Origin of the sequence: Nonomuraea sp. SYSU D8015, from assembly GCF_008065375.1 — a bacterium.
GTDB lineage: Bacteria > Actinomycetota > Actinomycetes > Streptosporangiales > Streptosporangiaceae > Nonomuraea.
Genome location: NZ_VJYI01000001.1, coordinates 210,714 through 229,368 on the forward strand (window position 1 = coordinate 210,714; position 18,655 = coordinate 229,368).

Here is an 18,655-nt window from a genome sequence, read left to right on the forward strand (position 1 = left end):
GGGATCATTCTTCGGCCGCGAGCACCCGGCGATCACCCCTCTTCACCGAGGGCGTAGAACGCAGCGGCGGCACGATGTGCACCCGGGCCGTCGCGATGTCGAAGTACAGCCCCACCAGCTCCAGCTTCCCGGCCCTGACCTGCTCGTCGACCTTCCGGTAGGTCCGCAGGTTCTCCAGCTGCTGCTGCACGTTGACCCGGCACAGCACGTCCAGCGCCCCGCTGTGCAGCCGGTCGCCCTCGGTCTCGATGAACGTCGCCAGGCTGTGGTAGCCGTGCCGCAGCCACCGCCGCAGCCCCGGCAGGCTCCCCGCCTGGACCCCCGCGCTCAGCACCCCCGCCATCGCGCCGCACCCCGAATGGCCGCACACCGTGATCGTGTGCACACCCAGCACCTGCGTGGCGTACTCGATCGCGGCCACCACCGAGTCGTCGTGCGGCTCCGACCCCCTGCGCGGCACCAGGTTGCCGATGTTGCGCACCGTGAACAGGTCGCCGGGACCGCTCGCGGTGATCAGGCTCGGCATGATCCTGGAGTCCGCGCACGTGATGAACAGGTGCGACGGCTGCTGCTTGTGGGCCAGTTCGGTGAAGATGGGCTTCACGAGCGGCGCCGTGCGCCGGTGGTATTCGCGCGCCCCGGCCGTCAGCTGGCACTCCACCCGCGTGGTGCCGCCGATGTCCGGCATGTCGCGGCCGATCGGGTGGCGCCGCCGGTGCGCCCACGGCAGCCACCAGCGGTCCGGGACCATGGGCGGCGACTTCACCGGGAACATGCGCGCCCCGCTGGCCGCCAGCGTGTACCACTCGTCGTGCAGCTCGTCGATCTCGACCGTGCCGCCCATGCGCTCGTGGTCGAGCCGCCAGGAGTGGAGCGCCTCGAAGGCCGCGTTGTCCATGAAGTCGATGTTGAGGTCGAGGTCGACCGGGGTGCCCGCGGGGATCGTCCGCAGCTCGTGCGTCAGCCTCGGCACGCCCAGGAACGTGAGCGAGCCCGAGATCGTCACGTGCAGCCGGCCGTCCCGGTCCTCCCGCTTCAGCACGGTGACCCAGGTCAGGCGGCGCAGCGCGAGCAGCGCCGCCAGAGCCAGCCCGGCCAGCACCCCCTCGGCCAGCCCGAGGAGGATCACCATGACCAGCGTCACCACGTACACGGGGACCTCGCCGTGGCCGTGGACCTTCTTGATGTGGCCGAGATTCACCATCTGCACGCCGATGAACACCAGCAGCGCCGCCAGCGCCTCCATCGGGATCAGCGTGATCGTCGAGCCGAACCCGAGGGCGAACACCAGCACCCACACCCCGTGCAGGATCGTCGAGCAGCGGGTGCGCGCGCCCGCGCGCACGTTGGCGGTGCTCCGCACGATCACGCCCGCCACCGGCAGGCCGCCGAGCGCGCCGGTGACCATGTTCGCCACGCCCTGGCCGGTCAGCTCCTGGTCGAGATCGGCCCGGCGGCCGCCGTGCATGCCGTCGACCGCCACGCAGCAGAGCAGCGATTCGCAGCCCGCCAGCAGCGCCACCAGCAGCACCGACGCGACGACCATGTGCCAGTCGCCCTGCGGCAGCACCGGGAAGGCCCACTCGGTGACGCTGTCGGACAGGTCCACGCGCGTGACGTCCCAGTCGAACACCCACGCCGTCACCGCCGCCGCCACCAGCGCGGCCAGCGGCGCCGGCACCGCCTTGACCCGCTTGGGCAGCCGAGTCCACACCGCCAGCACCGTGATCGTGAGGAGCCCGACCATGACCTTGTGGCCGTGCAGGTCGGCGATCTGGCCGGGCAGCTCGATCAGATTGGCCACGGCGGAGCGCTGCGAGCTGCCGCCGAGCACGACGTGGAGCTGGGACAGCGCGATGATCACGCCGACGGCCGCCAGCATGCCGTGGATGACGGCCGGGGACACCGCGAGCGCCGCCCTGGCGGCCTTGAAAACTCCCAGCACGAGCTGGACAGCGCCCGCCAGCAAGGTGATCATGCAGGTGGCGCGCCACCCGTACGTGTGCACCAGGTCGACGACCACCAGGGACAGCCCGGCGGCCGGCCCGCTCACCTGCACGGCGGACCCGCCCAGCGCGCCCGCCACTATTCCGCCCACCACGGCGGCGATCAGTCCGGCGGCCAGGGGAGCCCCGGAGGCCATCGCGATGCCCAGCGACAGGGGCACCGCGATGAGGAAAACCACGAGCGAGGCTGGCACATCATGCCGGAGGGTGCTCAGCCAGCTACTCTGCGTGTCGCGGAACATGGAGCAAACCCTATTGCTCCGTCGACCCTGCTTTAGTGGTGCGTCACATGGGTTTTACGCATTAGTGACTCCTCCACCCGTAAAGGGGGTGGCTTCTCGTTACGCCGCGCGGGCGACGTCGCGGAGGACCAGCCCGGCCCTCTTGATGTTGCTCGCCCCGACCACGTGCGCGTTGGCGGCGTACCCGCACGTGACGCAGACGAAGCCGGCCTGGGTGGTGCGATTCTCCCCTGACACGTGCCCTCATTCGGGGCAGCTGCCGGAGTTGTTGCGGGGATCCACCGCGATAACGATCGTGTTCTTATAACACTGGTATTCGCCGGAACCCGCATGGGCCTGCGGCTGAAGGCACGCTCAGGCGCTGGAACGCCTTCCCGCCCGGCATTCCCTTGCTCCCTAAAGGGCCCTAAAGGGCCCTAAAGGGAGCGGTCTCCTTCCCTTCGACCTGGCGGCGCCTGCGATCAGCGGTAGTAGTCGTGCGGGTAGTCCTTCTCCGAGGGCCGCCGATGGCCGCCGCCGTTGCCCTGGGAGGGCTGGTCGCCGAGCCCGTCGCCGCCGTACCCCGGCCAGGTGCTCTGAGTGCCGTTCGACGACGGCGGCTCGGGCCACAGGGCGGCGGGGGCGGTGGTGATGTCGCCCGTCTCGTACGCGGGGAACGAGGACGGGGGCGCCGGGGGCGTGGGGGTCGACAGCACGTCGTCGTAGGCGCCCGCCGAGACCGCCCGGCCCGGCACGGTCGGGCTGCCGGTGGCGGGGGAGGAGCCGGGGAGCGGCTCGGAGTCGTCGGCCACCGCCCAGCCGGTGCGCACCTCGTACGAGGCCGGGTAGGAGGAGCGGCCGGCCGGCTGTTCGAACGCCGGCCAGGAGGTCGCGGGGCCGCCGTAGACGGTGGCGGGGGTGGGGTCGTCCAGGATGTCGGGCGAGGCCGTGGGGGGCCAGGTGCCCGAGGGGGTGGGCATCGGAGGGGTGTTCCAGGTGGTCTCGAGCGGGTCGGCGGCCGCGCCGTTGTAGGCGGGGAACGGGTCGCTCGTCGGCGCGCCGTGGATGGGGGTGGGTTGTGCCACCGGGAACGAGCCGCTGGAGGCCGGGCCGGAGGCGGGGAACGCGCCGCCGGTGGAGGCGGCGGCAGGGAACGACCCGCTGCCGCTCACGGGGGAGGCCGGGTAAGAGCCGCTGCCGCTCAAGGGGGAGGCCGGGAACGACCCGCTGCCGTTCGCGGGGGAGGCGGGGTAGGAGCCGCTGCCGTTCGCCGCGGGCTGCGGGCGGGCGGAGGGGGTCGGCTCGGGGCGGGCGGCGGGCACCTGCTGGGCGCCCGTGCCGAGGATGCTCATCACGTCGGCCGTCGGCGCCGCGAACGTCACGGTGCGCTGGTCGGCCAGCTCGGCCTGCGAGGGAGTGGCACGCCTGGCGGGCTCGACCAGATCGGCGAGGTTGGCGGCCGCGGGGACCTGGCGCTGCGGCAAGGGAGCCTGGAGGGTGGCCGCGTTGGGGTCGACGGCGGCGGAGACGGGCTGGGGCCTGGCCTTGCGCTCGCTGCGACGTTCGGCGGGACGCTCCGGCCGGCTCGGACGCTCGGCGGCGCGCTGCGGCTGCCGCTCAGCGGGGCGCGCCCGCTCGGCGGTCCGGTCGCGGTCGGCGGTCCGGTCGCGGTCCGCGGTCCGCTGCCGGTCGGCGGCACGTTCCCGGTCGTCGGGGCGGGCGGCGGCCTTCCTGGCCGCCACGGTGCCTCCGGCGCCGAAGCCGCCCTGCTCCGCATCGCTGCGGATGTTGGCCCAGAACTCCTCGTCGTCCTCGTCCGTCGTGGGGTTGCCCCACTCGTCGACGCCACGCCTGCCACGCTGTCCGGTGCGCACCGGTTTCGGCTTGGGCGCGTCGATGGGGCTGAAGTCGGGGCTGAAATTGGTCATCCGCGGCTCGTGCGCCGCGAACTCGTCCGTGGAGCGAGCGTGGGTCTTCTCCTCCTTCTCGGCCATCTCCTTCAGCCGTTCCGGAGGGAGCGAGCTCTCCCGGCGACTCATCGAACGCATGCCCAGTGCCACGACGACGAGCACGGCGAGCACGACGGCGACCAAGCTCACGACAACCGCAGTCATTGCACCACCCTCAAAGCCATGGCCTCCCTCTGGCACTGGTGAGATCGCGCGGCCATCGACGCGACCTGCCCCCTTTGATCACCAATGCCTAACAATTGGATCTGATTGTGTCGGACCACTATGAGCGTTGTCACACCCTACGTGAAGAATTGGTACACCGTACTACCTGCGGTGTTCGGTCTCTCACTCGATGTCGACCGCCGTGAGGCGGCCTCGGGCTATGGTCTGGTCCGCGATCTGCTTCAGGATCTCGGGCAGGGAACTGCCCTTACCGGGATCGACCTTGCCGTCCAACGTGTAAACCGTGAAGCGGTAGCTTCCTTTTTCCTTGCACGGGGGTTCGTAGCCCGCTTTTCCACTGGTCACCCTCGCCTGCCCGCTGCCCTCCGGGGGCTCGGCCGCGGCGTTGGGGCCCAGCTCGGTCGTGGTCGCCGGGATGTTGTAGAGCACCCAGTACACGGCCGCTTCTGATGGGGTGTGTGAATCGACCACGATCGCGATCGACTTCGCCTGGGACAGCGGCTGACTCGACCAGCGCAGCGGCGGGCTGCCCTGGGTGCCCCTGCAGGAGTATTCGCGCGGCAAAGGCTTGCCGTCGCGCAACTCCGGGCTCGAGACGTTGATCCGCGCGATGTCCTGGGCCTGTGACCTGCCGATGAAGCTGCCGAAGAAACTGCCGCACCCCGACGTCGCCAGCAGCGCGGTCACCGCCGTCACAGTGACGGCGGTGCGTCGCACGCGTGATGCCGCGTTACACAGCCCCATGCCGGACGATGCTACGCGGCTCTCGGCGATGCGCAGACCGTTTCTCGATGGTCCGTGGTCGGTAAAGGATCCGAAATCGGCCGGAATCGAGGCATCTAGAGAGTGAGGTTGGCCACATCCGCCCCTCTGTCCCCACCCGCCGAGCCGAATCGGCTCGCGCCTCGGGACCCTTACTGGCCTGCGGCGTCACGTCGACGGGACGGCGGGCGGGATCCCGCACGGCGACGCCACAAAACGGACACTGGTTTCGGTCGCAGACTCGGGCGAAAACCAGATGCGCCAGATCGGCGGGAAGCGGTATTGGGCCGGCGGTCGATGGGGGACTGCGAACCGCATTGGGGCCGGCACCGATGGGACCGCGGCCCCACGCCGGCCAGACGGCCTGGTGCAGCCGTGAGCCGCACCACCCAGATGGTGGGTGACGGCGTGCGGCGCACCCGGCCCGAGAGCGGGCGAGGCTATGCGGCGCGTCGGCTGGCCGCGGGTGGGGCTATGCAGCGTGTCGGTCTGGCAGTGGGGGAGGCGGTGCGAGGCTGCGTGGCGCGTCGGCTCGACCTACGGGGGCGAGGCTGTGGGGGCGTCGGCCCGGCCGCGGGGCAATGCCGCGAAGCGCATGGGGCCGACAGGGGATGTGGCCGCGCGGCGTATCTGCTGGCACGAGAGACGTCTGCTGCCATTACGCGGGGCTGCCATCACGCGGGGCTGCCATCACGCGGGGCTGGCTGGAGGCGGAGCTGGTTGGACACGCTCGTTGGACGCGGGCTGGTTGGACGCCGGGCTGGGTGGGCGCGGGGCTGGCCGGGTCCGAGGGCTGGCCGGTCCGAGGCTGGGTGGCGAGCGGGCTACTGGAGTAGGGATCGGTTGCTGGCATGACGCAGGGGGATCGCATCGGGCGGACGGCGGCTGCCACGTTGCGTGAGGCGCTCGCGCTGTGTGCGGTCCCGCGCGGGGCCCGAGCCTGGCTGGCACGAACGTGGCGCCGCCGACGTGGCCAAGCTCGACAGCCTGCGGCCGGCCGCCACCGAGCATGGCACCACGCGCCGGAGGCGGGCGATCGGACACGCCGCGGCGACCGGCGGATCTTTACCGCCCCGACGGCAGATCGCCATCGGTCCTAAGCTGGCCTTGTGACGTCAACAGGCCCGCTACGCGATCCGGCGAACCGCGTCTCGCCCAAGGCCGTACGCCTGTGGCTGCTGGAGGCGTTGGTCGCGTTCGCCTTCTTCCTCGGCGGCTCCCTCTTGGTGGCGCGGTGGGTCGGCGGGAGCGGGTGGTCTTGGGTGCCTGACTGGTTCGCCGGAAACCCCTGGTTGTTGCCGCTGGCGGTCGTCGTGGTGCTGCTGCCGTTCCTGGTGGCCGAGCCGTTCGTAAGGTACTCCGTACATCGCTGGGAGCTCTCAGGCGACGTCGTCTACGCCAGGTCGGGGTTCCTGACCAGGGAGTGGGTGTTCGTGCCCGTGAGCCGCATCCAGACGGTCGACAAGGGGCAAGGGTGGTTCGAACGGATGCTCGGGCTGGCGACGCTGGAGATCCGCACCGCGTCCCACGCGGGCTCCTCGACGATCAAGGGTCTGGATCTCCAGGTGGCGGCGGGGCTGGCCGAGCAGCTCGCGCACCGGGCCGAGGAGCTCAGGGATGACGCGACATGACCGACCCTCGGCCTCCTCACCGCGGCTCCCCACCTGACGCGACAGACAACGATCCCCCACCCGACGCCGCTGACGGCGACCCCACACCCGAAGCCGCCCACAGCGGCCTCGCGCCTGATTCCCGCGACGGCCGCCCGACGCCCGAGCGGGCCGGCGGCGGCTCCTCGCCCGAAGCCGCTGGGGGCGGCTCTGCGCCCGGAGGCCCTGACGGTCGTCCCACGCCCGAGTCCGCCGACGGCAGCGGATCGGGGGGCGGCCGATCGTCCAGGGGCGGCGAGGGCCTGGTCACATCGGACGGCGGCGCTTCGTCCGCACCGCCCGACGCCGCGTCGCCCCCGCTGGCCGCAGATGCCCCGTCATCGCCGCCCGAAGGTGTGTCGCCATCCTTGCCCAGAAATGTGCCGTCACCACCCCCGCCGAGTGCCACTTCGTCGCCGGCCTCACGTGGAAGCGAGGTGCCGCCGCAACCTCAGGCCGGCTCACCCGAGGCGGTAGGCGGACCGTTGATAGATGGAGGACAGGCGCCAGGGCCCGAGGGCGGGGCGTCCCGGTCAGGCGGTGGGGCTCCTGAGGCCGGGGGCGGGTTGCGCCGCTCGGGCGGTGGGATTCCCGGCGCCGGGGGCAGGCCGTTGGGGCACGGTGGCGGGCCGCAAGGGGGCGAGCGCGAGGCGCAGGGGCGTCCGTCGCCGCCTGGTCGGGCGCCGTTGCGGTTGAGTCCGAAGGTGCTGCTCATCGATCCGGTGCGCATGTTGCCGTCCCTGCTCCTGCCCCTCCTCGGCGTGCTCTTCGTGGGCGGCTTCTCGGCCAGGTCGTACGGGTGGGCGACGCTCGGCCTCGTCGGCACCGTGGTCTTCGCGGTCGTCAGATGGGCCACGTTCACGTACGAGATCGTCGGCGATCGCCTGGAGACCAAACGGTCGTTGATCAGCCGTTCCATCCGGACCATTCCGCTGGAGCGGATCCGCGGCGTCGACGTGTCGACCCCGCCCATGCACCGGCTGCTCGGCCTGGCCGTACTCAAGATCGATACGGGGGCCAGCGGCGGCAACGAGGAGGCCGAGCTCGACGGGGTCACGCTGGCGGAGGCCGAACGCCTCAAGGCGCTGCTCCTGCGCCGCGCCGCCCAGCCGGAGAGCCGTGTCCCCGCCGCGGCGGCCCCAGGCCCGGCGCACGAACGCCCCGTCGAACGGCCGATCATCAACGTGCCCCGACGCTGGCTCCTGTACGGGCCGCTGTCCGGCGCCTACCTGTTCACCCCGTTCGCGCTCGCCGGCGGCGCCGTGGGCCTGGCGTTCCAGTGGGGGGACGAGCTGGGGTTCGGCCGGGACGCCGCCTGGTACGTGGGCCAGTGGCTGTGGGACCGCCCCTATCTGCTGCTGATCTTCGCCGTGCTGCTCGTCCTGGCGATGCCCGTCCTCGGCGGGCTCATGTACGCGGTCTTCAACTGGAACTTCGTGCTCAAGCGGCGCGACGGCTACCTGGTGGCCGAGCGTGGGCTGATCAACCGGCGCAGCGTGTCGCTGGAGTCGGCGCGGGTGCGCGGATACGAGATCGTGGACGGGCTGGCCGAGCGGTGGGCCGGGGTCGTGCGCGTGTGGGCCATCGTGACGGGGCTCGGCGACTCGGAGACCCGAGGGCAACTGCTGCCCGACGTGCCCCGGCCGGTCGCGGTCGGGGTGACCGGGGAGGCGATCGGACCCTACGAGGCCGCCCTGCGCCCGCACCCTCCCGTGGCGCGCAACCGTCGCCTGTTCCGAGCCGTCTTCCCCTGGGCGATGACGGCGTTGGTCAGCGCTGTGGCGGTCTGGGCGACCGACGCGATGCTGTGGTGGATCCTGCTGGTGGTGTCGCTGCTGCTGGCCGGCGCGGGCGTCCCCTTGGGGCTCGACCGGTACGCCTCCCTGGGGCACGGCTACGACGGCGTACGGATGGCCGTGCGCTCCGGGTCGTTGCGGCGTTCCCAGGCCGTGATCGAGCGCCGGGCCGTGGTGGGGTGGCGGCTGCGGCAGACGTGGTTCCAGCGGCGGGCCGGAGTGCTCACGCTGATCGCCGGTGTGGGCGCGGGCAAGGGAGGCTACGAGGCGATCGACGTCTCGGTGGCCCAAGGGGCGGATTTCCCCGCAGAGGTGACGCCGGAATGGCTCGCCCCCTTCCTCCGGTCGGCCGAGGAGGACTCGCCGCCCACGGACTGAGCCAACGGACGTCCGGCCGGCTGACGGGGCGGCAGGCGTGGGCGACGACCGGGACAGGACGCGGTGATGCGTGGCGTGTTGTGCGGCGATGCCCGGTGCGCGGCACGGTGATACCCGATGCGCAGCACGGCGAGGCGCGGCGCGCTGTGCGACAGGGCACCGGGGGTGCTGCGGTCGATCCGCGCCCTGAGCCCGATTCGGGTACAGGGCTCAATTCGCGTCCTGAGCTCGATTCGGGTCCTGGGTTTGTCCCGGCGTTGCGGTCGATCCGGCGCGCTGACCTGGGTCCGGGCGCTGAAGTCGGTCCGGATGTTGCGGTCGGTTCTGACGCTGAGATCGGTGACGCTGAGATCAGTCCCGACGTTGAGGTCAGTCCTGACGACGGGCGCCGAACATGATCTCGTCCCAGGTCGGGACCGAGGCCCTGCGGCCCCTTGAACCCTTGCGTGCCTGGCGGGCGGCCGGAGCGGGAGGCGGCGACGGCACCGGTACGGCCTGCTCCTCCTTGCCCTCGTTCTTACCGGCCCGTGCTGCCGGGACCTTGGGCTCGGCGGTGGGAGCGGGCTTCGGCTTGGGCGTTGGCGCCTTGGCCTCCTTGACAGGCTGCTCGGGCTCGCCGTCAGTCGCACTCCCGGCCTCGGGAGCTTCGGACTCCGCGGCCTTGGGATCGGCCGGGGCCGGCTCCGACGCCTCGGGAGTGGACGGGGTGGGCTCCGCGTCCTGGGCAACCGCTTCCTTGGCCTCCGAAGGCTGGCTCGTGGTCTCGGCCGGGACCTCCGCCGCAGGGGCAGGGGCAGGGGCAGTTGCGGTGGCGGGCGTGGTCTCCGCGGGCGTGGAGGCCGCATCCTGCCCGTCGGTGGCGGCGGTCTCAGCGGCAGAAGGCGGCTGTGCGGCAGCGGACGACGACTCGGTGGCATCGGGCTCCGCGGCGGCGGCCGGCTGTGCGGCGGCGGAGGTCGACGCCTGGGTGGCGGTCGGCTCGGCAGCGGTGTCACGAGCATCGGCGGTGTCCCGCTCCACAGCGGTGCCTTGCGCGGGAGCGGTGCCTTGCCCGGCGGTGCTCGGTTGGGGAGCGGAGGTCGTCTCGGTGACGGCCGGTCCGGCGACGGTGCTCTCCCCTGCCACGGAGGCCGTGTCGGCGGTGGCGGCCGATCGGGCGACCGGGGGCTCCGCGGTCGTGGTCGGCCCGGCGGCGGTTGCCTCCGCGGCGGTCGGCGTGGAAACGGCGGTAGCGCTCGCGGCGGCGGCCGATTCGGTAGTGGTGGTCGACTGAGCTGCGGGGGTCGGCTGAGCCGCGGGGGTCGGTTGACCGGCGGTGGTCGGTTGGGCGGCGGTGGTCGGCTGAGCGGCCGGGGTCGGCTGGGCGGTCGGTTCCGGCTTGGACGAAGGGGCGGTTGTAGGCGGCCCGTGCGTGGTCGGTGCGTCCGTGGTCGGTGTGTCCGTGGTCGGCTCGTCCTGCGCGGCCACGTCGGGGACGGGGGGCGCCGTGCGCTGCGCGGCCCCTTCCGTGGCATGCGTCGTGTCGATGGCGGTCGTGGGCTGTGCGGCGGCTTCCGTGGTGTGGGCCGTGTCGCGGGCAGCCGCAGGCTCTGCGGCCGGTTCCTGGCTCAGGGGCGGCTTGGCGGCGGGCGTCTGCGCGGTGGGCTGGGACGTCGCAGGCGGCTGCTCCTGGGCGGAGATCGGGTCCTGCCTGGAACGCTGCTCCTGCGGCAGGCCATGGGTGTTCTCGGGCGTGTGCGGCTGCTCGGTGGCCGGCGTGCGGTCGTCCCGGGCGGGGATGGCCGATTGCTCGGTGATGGGGTTGGCGTCGGTGGGCGTGGCGGGGGCGTAAATGGAGTCGTGGTCGGCCGGGCGGCCGGAGCCGAAGTCGGGCAGCCACGGCGAAGACCCGCCGCGGCGGGAGGTGTCGCCGGGGCGGGTGTAGCCGGTCTCGCGGGCGGTGTCGGGCGTCGCCTCACGCGGCGGCGCGGCACGGTCGAACGGGGCCTCGCGTGACGACACATCGGGACGATTGAACGTGGCGTCGCGGGACGGGGTGTCGGCTCGGTCGAACGTGGTGTCACGGGACGGGGAGTCCGAGCGGTCGAACGAAGCGTCGCGGGACGGGGCGTCCGGGGTGCGGGTGTAGGCGGTCTCCGAGGATCTGGGCGGGGGGTTGTAGCCGACCGCCGGCTCCTCCGGCTCACGCCGCGCCACCGAGGGGAACGGCACCGCGTCGGAGGCGAGCGGCGGCACCGGCTGCAGCTTGGCCACGCGCGGCGTGAACGGCGTCACCGTGGTGTCCTCGACCACGGGCGGCTCGGGGTCGAAGTCGGCCGCGGACAGGCGCATGGCCTCGTCGTCGTGGGGCGTCACGTGGCGCTTGCGCGGGTCGAAGAGCCATTCGGCGTGCCGGGTGTGACCGTTCCACACGTAGCCGAGCTTGACCCGCCACAGGCCGTCGTCGCGCTTGGCGGAATCCCAGTCGATCTCGTCCGTGGGCACGCCGCGCCTGGTCAGCCGCTCCGCGACGAGATCGCCGAGGGTCGGCCCGGGCGCGGACTCCCCAGGCATGCGCACGGCGACCCGTTGCGCCTGCTGAGCGACGTACTCCCGCTCCTGCAGCACCGGCCCCTCGAACCAGCGCACCCGCTCGACCGGGATGCCGGCGGTCGCCGCGATCTCCTCCGCGGTCTCTCCGGCGCGAATGCGGGCCTGGATCTCCTTGGGGCGCAACGGACTCTCCACTTCGATCTCGTACTGGCCGAGACGGGAGAAGTTGCCGCGGACGGCAGCACGGAGCCGGTCGTCCACGGGAAGAGTGAAGCGGGTGCCCCGCCCGGCCGTTGCCAGCACGAGGTAGGTGCCGTCCTCACTCACCGCGACGAGTCGGAGCTCCTGCATGCGAGTCCCTTCGTCAGCGTCGCTGCCATTCTTCCCCCGGACCCTTGAGTCTCTCGCGTGTGCCGGTTGCCTGCCAGCACCGTACCCGGCATGTCCGAACATCGCCTTCCTGGGATAGCCCCGGGGCGATGTGACGCCGGTCACATTTGTCGAATCCATCCCTCTAGAGCCCGCCGCTGTGCATGAGGAGGTTAGATGCCGCCGACGGGTTCTGGCGAATCGCGCCGTGGGCCGGAGTGCAGTTGAACCGAGACGTCAGGAAGGCCGGATTCGCGCCGGGATGGCGCTCCAGATGGCGGGCGGCGGCCCCCGCGAGGTGCGGGGCGAGAGCGGAGTACGCCGCGCCGCCCGGCGTGACCCGGCAGGCGACGGAGTCGGCCGCGCCGACCACGAAGACCCCCGATCGCACCAGAGCGTCCACGGCGGTGTCGAACGCGGGAGACCCGGACCCGTCGAGGGAGAGGGTCGCGACGGACGGCCCGCGCGCGTGCCTGCGGATCCAGTCGAGCCCCGCCAGCACGTCGGCCAGCATGCCGGGCCCGCCGCAGCCGAGCACCCGTACTGAGGCGATCCTGGCCTCGGGCGCCGCGGCGTGGACCCGGCCGGCGACCTGCGTGCCGTGTCCGGTGCAGTCACGACCGGCGCCGCCGGTGGCGTCGAAGGCGCGCCACGCCCGGCCGTCGAAGTCCAGGTCGCGCCAGGACCGGCCGTCGGCGTCGGGCGCGCGCCCGGCGTGGTCTCCGGCGTCGTGCGCGTGCCGGACGTGGTCCCCGGCGTCGTGCGCGTGCCCGGCATGATCGCCGGGGTCGAGGGCATGCCCGGCCCGGCCGCCGGGGCTGGGTGCGCGCCCGACATGATCGCCGGGGTCGAGTGCCCGCCCGGCCTGGTCCCCCGGGTCGAGCGTGCGACCCGCCCGGTCTCCGGGGCCGGCGTTCACGCCGCTGTCCACGACGTACACGGTGACGCCCGCCCCGGTGGCCGGGTCGGCGGGCGGACGAGCGGGTGCGCGGCCCGGCATGGCGTGGATCTGCCGGTCGGGCTCGACCGTGCGGACCCTCGGGTCGGCGCGCAGCTCGGCGAGTTCGGCGGCGGTGAGGAACGTGGCGAAGCCGGGCAGGGCCGCGGTGTAGTAGCGCCGCACCCGCCATCGCACCTCGCCGACGAGGTCGCGGGCGTCCGCCCCGCTGCGCGCGATGACGATGTAGGGCCGGGTGGGCTCGGTGGCCGCAGGGCGCAGGGTGAGTCCCGAGGCGGGCGTCATGGCCAGAGGGACGGCGGTCGCGGCGGCCGTCGCCACGGCCGCGGCGAGATACACGGAGGGCAGGCCGAGTCGTCGGGACACGAGCTAGGAGGGTGCCTGTCACGCAGGTCACACGAACAACAGGACACGCCTTCACGTCTATTCACGAGACAACTCTTTACCGAACACATGACAAGAGGGGACTGATCCGGGGGATGGGCGACGACCAGCGGAAGTTCGAGCTGAGCGGGCCACAGATCCTGGGCGGTGCCCTGGCGTCGGTGACCGCCGCGGTGGCCGCCTCCTACCTGGGCGTGGCGGGCACGGTGATCGGCGCGGCCGTCGTCAGCGTCGCGAGCACGATCGCCACCGCCGTCTACACGCACTATCTCAAGCGCACGGGCGAACGGGTCAAGCAGCACGCGCTGAGCGGGCGGCGGCATGAGCCCGAGGAGTCCAGCCGGAGGCTGCCGTGGGTGAAGATCGCGGCGGCCGCGGCCGTGGTGTTCGCGGTGAGCATGGGGAGCATCCTGGTCTACCAGGCCGCCGCCCAGCAGACGGTCCACGAGCAGATCGTCGGCAAGTCCCCGAAGAAGGCGGGCGAGGCGGACAGGGCGTCGGCGGAGCGGGCGCCGGAGGAGGGCGATCCGCCCGCGTACCGGCCCGGGAAAGCCACGGAGCGGCCCGCGACCCCGACGCCTTCGGAGACCGGCAAGCCGGCCCCCACGAAGACGCCCACCCCGGCCCCCACGCAGGAGGACACGGTCGCGCCGTCACCGGCGCCCACGACCACCGCGCCGGTGCGGGCGGAGGAGGGGCGGCCGGACGTGGCCGAGCAGCCCCCGCCCACCGACCAGGCCGAACCGACCGAGGACCCCGCGCAGGACGAGCAGGCGGAGCAGACCGCGACCCCGGCGCCCTAGGCTCGTCTTCGCACGTGGCGTCCCGTCGCCGGCGGCCGCTCGTCGCGACGCCGGGGCCCGGGAAGCGGGCCTAGCCGAGCACCAGGTCCAGGTAGTCGTTGGTGAACAGGCGGCGCGGGTCGAGCCGGTCGCGCAGGGCGACGAAGTCCGCGAAGCGGGGATAGACCTTGCCCAGGTACGCGGCGTCCCTGGTGTGCAGCTTGCCCCAGTGCGGCCGCCCGCCCAGCCGCGTCATGATCTCTTCCACGCCCTCGAAGTACGCCGTATGGGGCGTCGGCCGGTAGATGTGACAGGCGACGTACGCCGTGGCCCGCCCGTACGCGGTGGACAGCCAGGCGTCGCTGGGCGGTGCCACCCGCACCTCGACCGGGAAGGTGATCCTCCAGTCCATCCGCTCGATCAGGTCCCTGGTCTCGCGCAGCGCCTGGGCGAGCCGCTCGCGCGGCACCGCGTACTCCATCTCCAGGAACCGCACGTCCCGCCGCGCTGTGAAGATCTTGTACGAGGTGTCCACCGACTCCGAGTCCCCGAGCGCCGCCGCGCTGACCTCGTTGATCCGCGGGATCAGCCCGGGAAAGCGGGCCCCAGCCGCGCAGGCGGCCCCGAACACGGTGTTCTCCAGGAACACGTTGTCCAGCCACCGCTTGGCCGGGCTCGGCGGCCGGGCCGGCCCCGGATGCCGGTTGTTGGTCTTGACCAGGCACGCGTCGGTGTGCGGCAGCCAGAAGAAGTCGAGGTGCTCGTTGGCGGAGGTGAGCTCGTCCAGCGAGGCGAAGATCTCCCTGAGCGACATCTTGCGCCGCCTGTTGTGCAGCAGGAACGCGGGCTCGACCCGGAACGTCACGGCCGTCAGCACCCCGAGCGCACCCAGGCCGACCCGGGCCGCGTCGAACAGGTCCTCGCCCGGGACCGCGGTCGCCACCGAGCCGTCGGCCAGCACCAGCTCCAGCTCGGCGACCTGGTCGGCGAGCCCGCCGCTGTCGCGTCCCGTGCCGTGGGTGCCGGTCTGGATCGCGCCCGCGACGGTCTGCTCGGTGATGTCGCCCATGTTGGCCAGCGCCAGCCCGCGCTCGTCGAGGAGCTCGTTCAGCACCCGCAGCGGGGTGCCGGCCAGCACGGTCACGCGGTCGCCCGCGGCCGACCTGATGCCGGTCAGCGCGTGCGGGCGGAGCATGATGCCGTCGGTCAGGGCCACTCCGGTGAAGGAGTGGCCCGTGCCGACCATGCGGACCCGCCGCCCGGAGGCGGCGGCGTCCCGTACGGCGCGTACGACGTCCGCGACGGACGCGGGCGCACGCACCTCGGCGGGGCTGCCCGACTGGTTCCTCGCCCAGTTCGTGAAGACCATGAGCGGCCCCTTCGAAAGACCTCGTCCACGTCAAACGTGAACGATACTCACTTCTCCCAGCCCTCGGGAACCGGGAAGACGTCGCCGGGCTGGAGGTTCTCGTTCTTGACGATGTCGGACACCGTCACCAGGTGGTAGCCCTTCTTCTGCAGCGACTTGACGATCGACGGCATGGCGTCGACGGTCTGCTTCACCCAGTCGTGCATGAGGATGATGCTGCCGGGCTTGGCCACCTCAAGGGTCTTCTTCTTGATCGCCTCGACGTTCTTGGTCTTCCAGTCCTCCGAGCCGCCGGTCCACAGGATGATCGGCATGCCGAACTCGGTGGCGATCTCGGAGACCGTCAGGTCGGCCATCCCGTACGGGGGCCGCAGCAGCTTGGGCTCGACGCCGGCCGCCTTCTTGATCTCGTCCTGCGTCTTCTTGATCTCGGCCCTGATCTCCCAGGTCTCGAGTGTCCTGAAGTCAGGGTGCTTGTAGCTGTGGTTGCCCAGTTCGTGGCCCTCGGCGGCCATCCGCTTGACGAACTGGGGGCGGCTCTTCACGTACTGGCCCTCGAGGAAGAACGTCGCCTTGGCGTCGTACTTCTTCAGCGTGTCGAGCAGGGTTCCCGCGTACTTGCCCGGTCCGTCGTCGAAGGTCAGCGCGACGCACTTCACCTGCGTGCAGTCGACCGGAGCCTTCTTGGGGGCCTGGGCGGACGCGGGCGCCGGGGTGAGGGTGACGCAAACAGCCGCGATTGCCAAGAGTGAACTGATGTGTCGGGACATAAATAGAGCTTCCATTGTGATGGGTGTTGCGAGGGATGTCCCGACCGTAGCGGATCAACTCTTGGCAGGTGAAGGAGCCTCGGGAAGTCTCAGGAAACCCGAACCTCCGATCCCGACCATCACCGCCAGGGCCGCCGCCCCCAGCGAGAAGACGTACGCGTTGGACGCGCCGTACGTCTCGGTGAGCCGGCCGCCCGCCCACGCGCCGATCGCCACGCCGAAGCCGAGCGCGGTGGAGATCCACGCCATCCCCTCCGTGAGCAGGGACGGCGGCACCAGCCGCTCGGTGAGCGAGAAGCCGGTGATGAGCGTCGGCGAGATCGCGAACCCGGCCAGGAAGAGCGCCGCGGCCATGATCCACGCGTCCCCGATGAACACGATCGGCAGGAGGCCCAGCGCGAACACGCCCAGCGCCCGGACGAAGCGGCGCCGCAACGAGATCCGCCAGTTCCTGGACCCGAACCAGAGCCCCGACACCATCGACCCGCCCGCGAACGCGGCCAGCAGGAACCCCGCGGCGCCCTTGACCCCGCGCTCGTCCGCGAACGCCACGGTGATCAGGTCCACGGAGCCGAACACCGCCCCCATCGCCAGGTAGACGCACGACAGCAGGGCGATCCCGGGGATGAGGATGGGCGTGCCGTTCGCCGACCTGCTCTGCTCGTGGACGGGCGGCTGCGTGCGCCGCTGCGCCGCCAGCGCCACGAGGCCGACGAACATGAAGACCAGCGCCACGATCAGGCCCATGTACGGGTTGATCTCGGTGGCCAGCACCGTGACCAGCGCCGGCCCGGTGACGAAGACGACCTCGTCGACCACGGACTCGAAGGCGAAGGCGGTGTGCAGCTTGCCGGAGCCGCCGTGGATGACCGACCAGCGGGCCCGCACCATCGAGCCGACCGACAGCGACGTGGCCCCGACGACCAGGCCGGAGACGTACAGCGTCCACTCGGGCAGCCGGAGGCCGGCGCTGACCATGAGGGCGGCCAGAGCGAGCGCGTTGATCACGGCGAACGGCGGGATCACCCGGCTCTGCCCGAACCGGTCCACGAGGCGCCCGGACAACGGGGCGCCCACCGCGAAGGCCACGTTGGTGGTCGCGGCGACCGCGCCGGCGGTGGCGTAGGACTCGGTGAGGGCGGAGATCAGTAAGACGATCCCGATCCCCAGCATCGACATCGGCATGCGCCCGACGAAGCCGGCGAGCACGAACGCCTTGATGCCAGGCCCGTTGAACAGCCCCCGGTAAGGCCCGACCACCCCGTTTCCTCCTTACTTCGGCCAGCTAACCATTGCGCACGAATGTTGTGATAGCAAATGGTTTTCCGGTCGGCTGGGCTAACCTGTCCCGAGTGTCCGGTCTTCCCTCGTTGCGCGCGGTCATGCTCATGGTCACCGCCGTGCTCGCGGTCACGGCCGCGGCCGGCGTCGTCACCGTGATGCTGGACGACGACCTGGTCGGAACCTCACAAGAGCCGGTACGGAGGCCGTCTCGCCAGCCGTCCGCCGCGCCCCGCCTCGACCAGCTCGTGCCCACGGCCCAGCCGGTCCAGGACTTCGGCGCGGGAGGCCCCGGCGTCACCGCGACCCCGCCGCGCGTACTGGCGATCGCCCGGTCCGCCGTGCCCAAGGAGACCCGGCTCAAGCTCGGCGCGCTGAAGCACGTCCAGAAGGCGATCGTCGTGGACGCGGGCGCGGTCACGGTGTCGGGCACCGGGCTGAACCTGCTGGCCGTCGACCCGGTCGACTTCCGCTCCTGGACGCCGCAGCCCGTCGCCGACCAGCCGGCCGTGTGGAGCGCGCTGGCCAGGGGAGAGCTGGTGGCCGACGCGGGCTCGATGCGCAGGCTCGGGATGATGCTCGGGGCGATGTACCAGGTGGACGGCGGCCCCAAGCTGCGCGTCGCGGCCTCGGCCACGCTCGGGCTCGCGGGCGTGGACGGGCTCGTGAGCGCCGACGTGGGCAGGTCGCTGGGGTTCGCGCCCGGCGTCGCGGTGCTGCTGCACGGCAAGCCGGGCAAGATCAGCGCGGCGGGCGTGCGGAAGCTGCTCGGCAAGGGCTCCCAGGTCGTCACGCTCGACGCGCACGCGCGCACCCCCAAGAGCAATCAGCCGGACCGGCAGAGCCCGCAGACGGTCAACGTCGGCCGCCCCGGCAGCTACCTGGAGCTCTACAAGGCCTCGGCCACTCGCTGCCCCGGACTCTCATGGACGGTGCTGGCCGCGATCGGGCAGGTCGAGAGCGGGCACGGGCGCAACAACGGGCCGTCGAGCGCGGGCGCGCTCGGCCCCATGCAGTTCATGCCCGCGACCTGGAAGCACTACGGCGTGGACGGCGACGGGGACGGCAAGGCCGACATCTGGAGCCCGTACGACGCGGTGCCGAGCGCGGCCAACTACCTGTGCGCCAACGGCGCGGGCAAGGGCGGCGAGAAGCTGCGCAAGGCGATCTGGTTCTACAACCACTCGTGGGACTACGTGAACAAGGTCATGGGCATCGCCGAGGCGTACGCCCGCACGTACGCCTGAGGCGGCGTACGCCCGC

General features: G+C 72.1%; 13 protein-coding genes. 4 read left to right on the top strand and 9 right to left on the bottom strand.

From position 1 onward, the window contains the following. Nucleotides 1-4: 4 nt before the first annotated feature. From ID574_RS02840 to ID574_RS02855, 4 genes are all read right to left on the bottom strand, one after another. Nucleotides 5-2,248, bottom strand: a complete 2,244-nt coding sequence (locus ID574_RS02840) for a SulP family inorganic anion transporter (protein WP_188187174.1) — start codon at nucleotides 2,246-2,248, stop codon at nucleotides 5-7. A gap of 99 nt (nucleotides 2,249-2,347) precedes the next feature. Further along, a complete protein-coding gene (locus ID574_RS02845) occupies nucleotides 2,348-2,485 on the bottom strand; it encodes a hypothetical protein (protein ID WP_188187175.1) in 138 nt (45 codons plus the stop codon). A gap of 224 nt (nucleotides 2,486-2,709) precedes the next feature. Then, the gene (locus ID574_RS02850) at nucleotides 2,710-4,341 is read right to left on the bottom strand and encodes a hypothetical protein (protein ID WP_188187176.1); all 1,632 of its coding nucleotides are present in this window, start codon (nucleotides 4,339-4,341) and stop codon (nucleotides 2,710-2,712) included. 183 nt (nucleotides 4,342-4,524) lie between these two features. Continuing rightward, complete coding sequence (locus ID574_RS02855) at nucleotides 4,525-5,049, bottom strand: YbhB/YbcL family Raf kinase inhibitor-like protein (RefSeq protein ID WP_223166304.1); 525 nt, start codon at nucleotides 5,047-5,049, stop codon at nucleotides 4,525-4,527. Between the two features lie 1,184 nt (nucleotides 5,050-6,233). Between ID574_RS02855 and ID574_RS02860 the strand changes: the two genes are divergently transcribed. Both ID574_RS02860 and ID574_RS02865 read left to right on the top strand, forming a co-directional pair. Next, nucleotides 6,234-6,755, top strand: a complete 522-nt coding sequence (locus ID574_RS02860; RefSeq protein ID WP_188187178.1) for a PH domain-containing protein — start codon at nucleotides 6,234-6,236, stop codon at nucleotides 6,753-6,755. 722 nt (nucleotides 6,756-7,477) lie between these two features. After that, entirely contained in the window at nucleotides 7,478-8,947 is a 1,470-nt protein-coding gene (locus ID574_RS02865) for a PH domain-containing protein (protein ID WP_188187179.1), read from the top strand. A 369-nt stretch (nucleotides 8,948-9,316) separates the two neighbouring features. On the opposite strand, the gene sepH is transcribed toward ID574_RS02865, so the two are convergent. Together sepH and ID574_RS02875 are read right to left on the bottom strand one after the other, a co-directional pair. After that, nucleotides 9,317-11,830 carry a septation protein SepH gene (gene sepH, locus ID574_RS59405; protein WP_223166305.1) on the bottom strand — a complete coding sequence of 838 codons (2,514 nt, stop codon included), beginning with the start codon at nucleotides 11,828-11,830 and terminating at the stop codon, nucleotides 9,317-9,319. Between the two features lie 163 nt (nucleotides 11,831-11,993). Next, the gene (locus ID574_RS02875) at nucleotides 11,994-13,172 is read right to left on the bottom strand and encodes a protease inhibitor I9 family protein (protein ID WP_188187180.1); all 1,179 of its coding nucleotides are present in this window, start codon (nucleotides 13,170-13,172) and stop codon (nucleotides 11,994-11,996) included. A 113-nt stretch (nucleotides 13,173-13,285) separates the two neighbouring features. Between ID574_RS02875 and ID574_RS02880 the strand changes: the two genes are divergently transcribed. Then, complete coding sequence (locus ID574_RS02880) at nucleotides 13,286-13,993, top strand: hypothetical protein (protein WP_188187181.1); 708 nt, start codon at nucleotides 13,286-13,288, stop codon at nucleotides 13,991-13,993. Nucleotides 13,994-14,063: 70 nt separating this feature from the next. Here the strand turns inward: ID574_RS02880 and ID574_RS02885 are convergent, their stop codons facing one another. From ID574_RS02885 to ID574_RS02895, 3 genes are all read right to left on the bottom strand, one after another. Continuing rightward, nucleotides 14,064-15,341 carry a D-arabinono-1,4-lactone oxidase gene (locus tag ID574_RS02885; RefSeq protein ID WP_188187182.1) on the bottom strand — a complete coding sequence of 426 codons (1,278 nt, stop codon included), beginning with the start codon at nucleotides 15,339-15,341 and terminating at the stop codon, nucleotides 14,064-14,066. A 47-nt stretch (nucleotides 15,342-15,388) separates the two neighbouring features. Continuing rightward, nucleotides 15,389-16,087, bottom strand: a complete 699-nt coding sequence (locus ID574_RS02890) for a polysaccharide deacetylase family protein (RefSeq protein WP_223166306.1) — start codon at nucleotides 16,085-16,087, stop codon at nucleotides 15,389-15,391. 78 nt (nucleotides 16,088-16,165) lie between these two features. Next, nucleotides 16,166-17,371, bottom strand: coding sequence for an MFS transporter (locus tag ID574_RS02895; RefSeq protein ID WP_188187184.1), 1,206 nt, complete (start codon nucleotides 17,369-17,371; stop codon nucleotides 16,166-16,168). 92 nt (nucleotides 17,372-17,463) lie between these two features. Here ID574_RS02895 and ID574_RS02900 point away from each other — a divergent pair, with 92 nt between their 5' ends. Beyond that, the gene (locus tag ID574_RS02900) at nucleotides 17,464-18,639 is read left to right on the top strand and encodes a lytic transglycosylase domain-containing protein (protein WP_188187185.1); all 1,176 of its coding nucleotides are present in this window, start codon (nucleotides 17,464-17,466) and stop codon (nucleotides 18,637-18,639) included. Nucleotides 18,640-18,655: the final 16 nt, after the last annotated feature.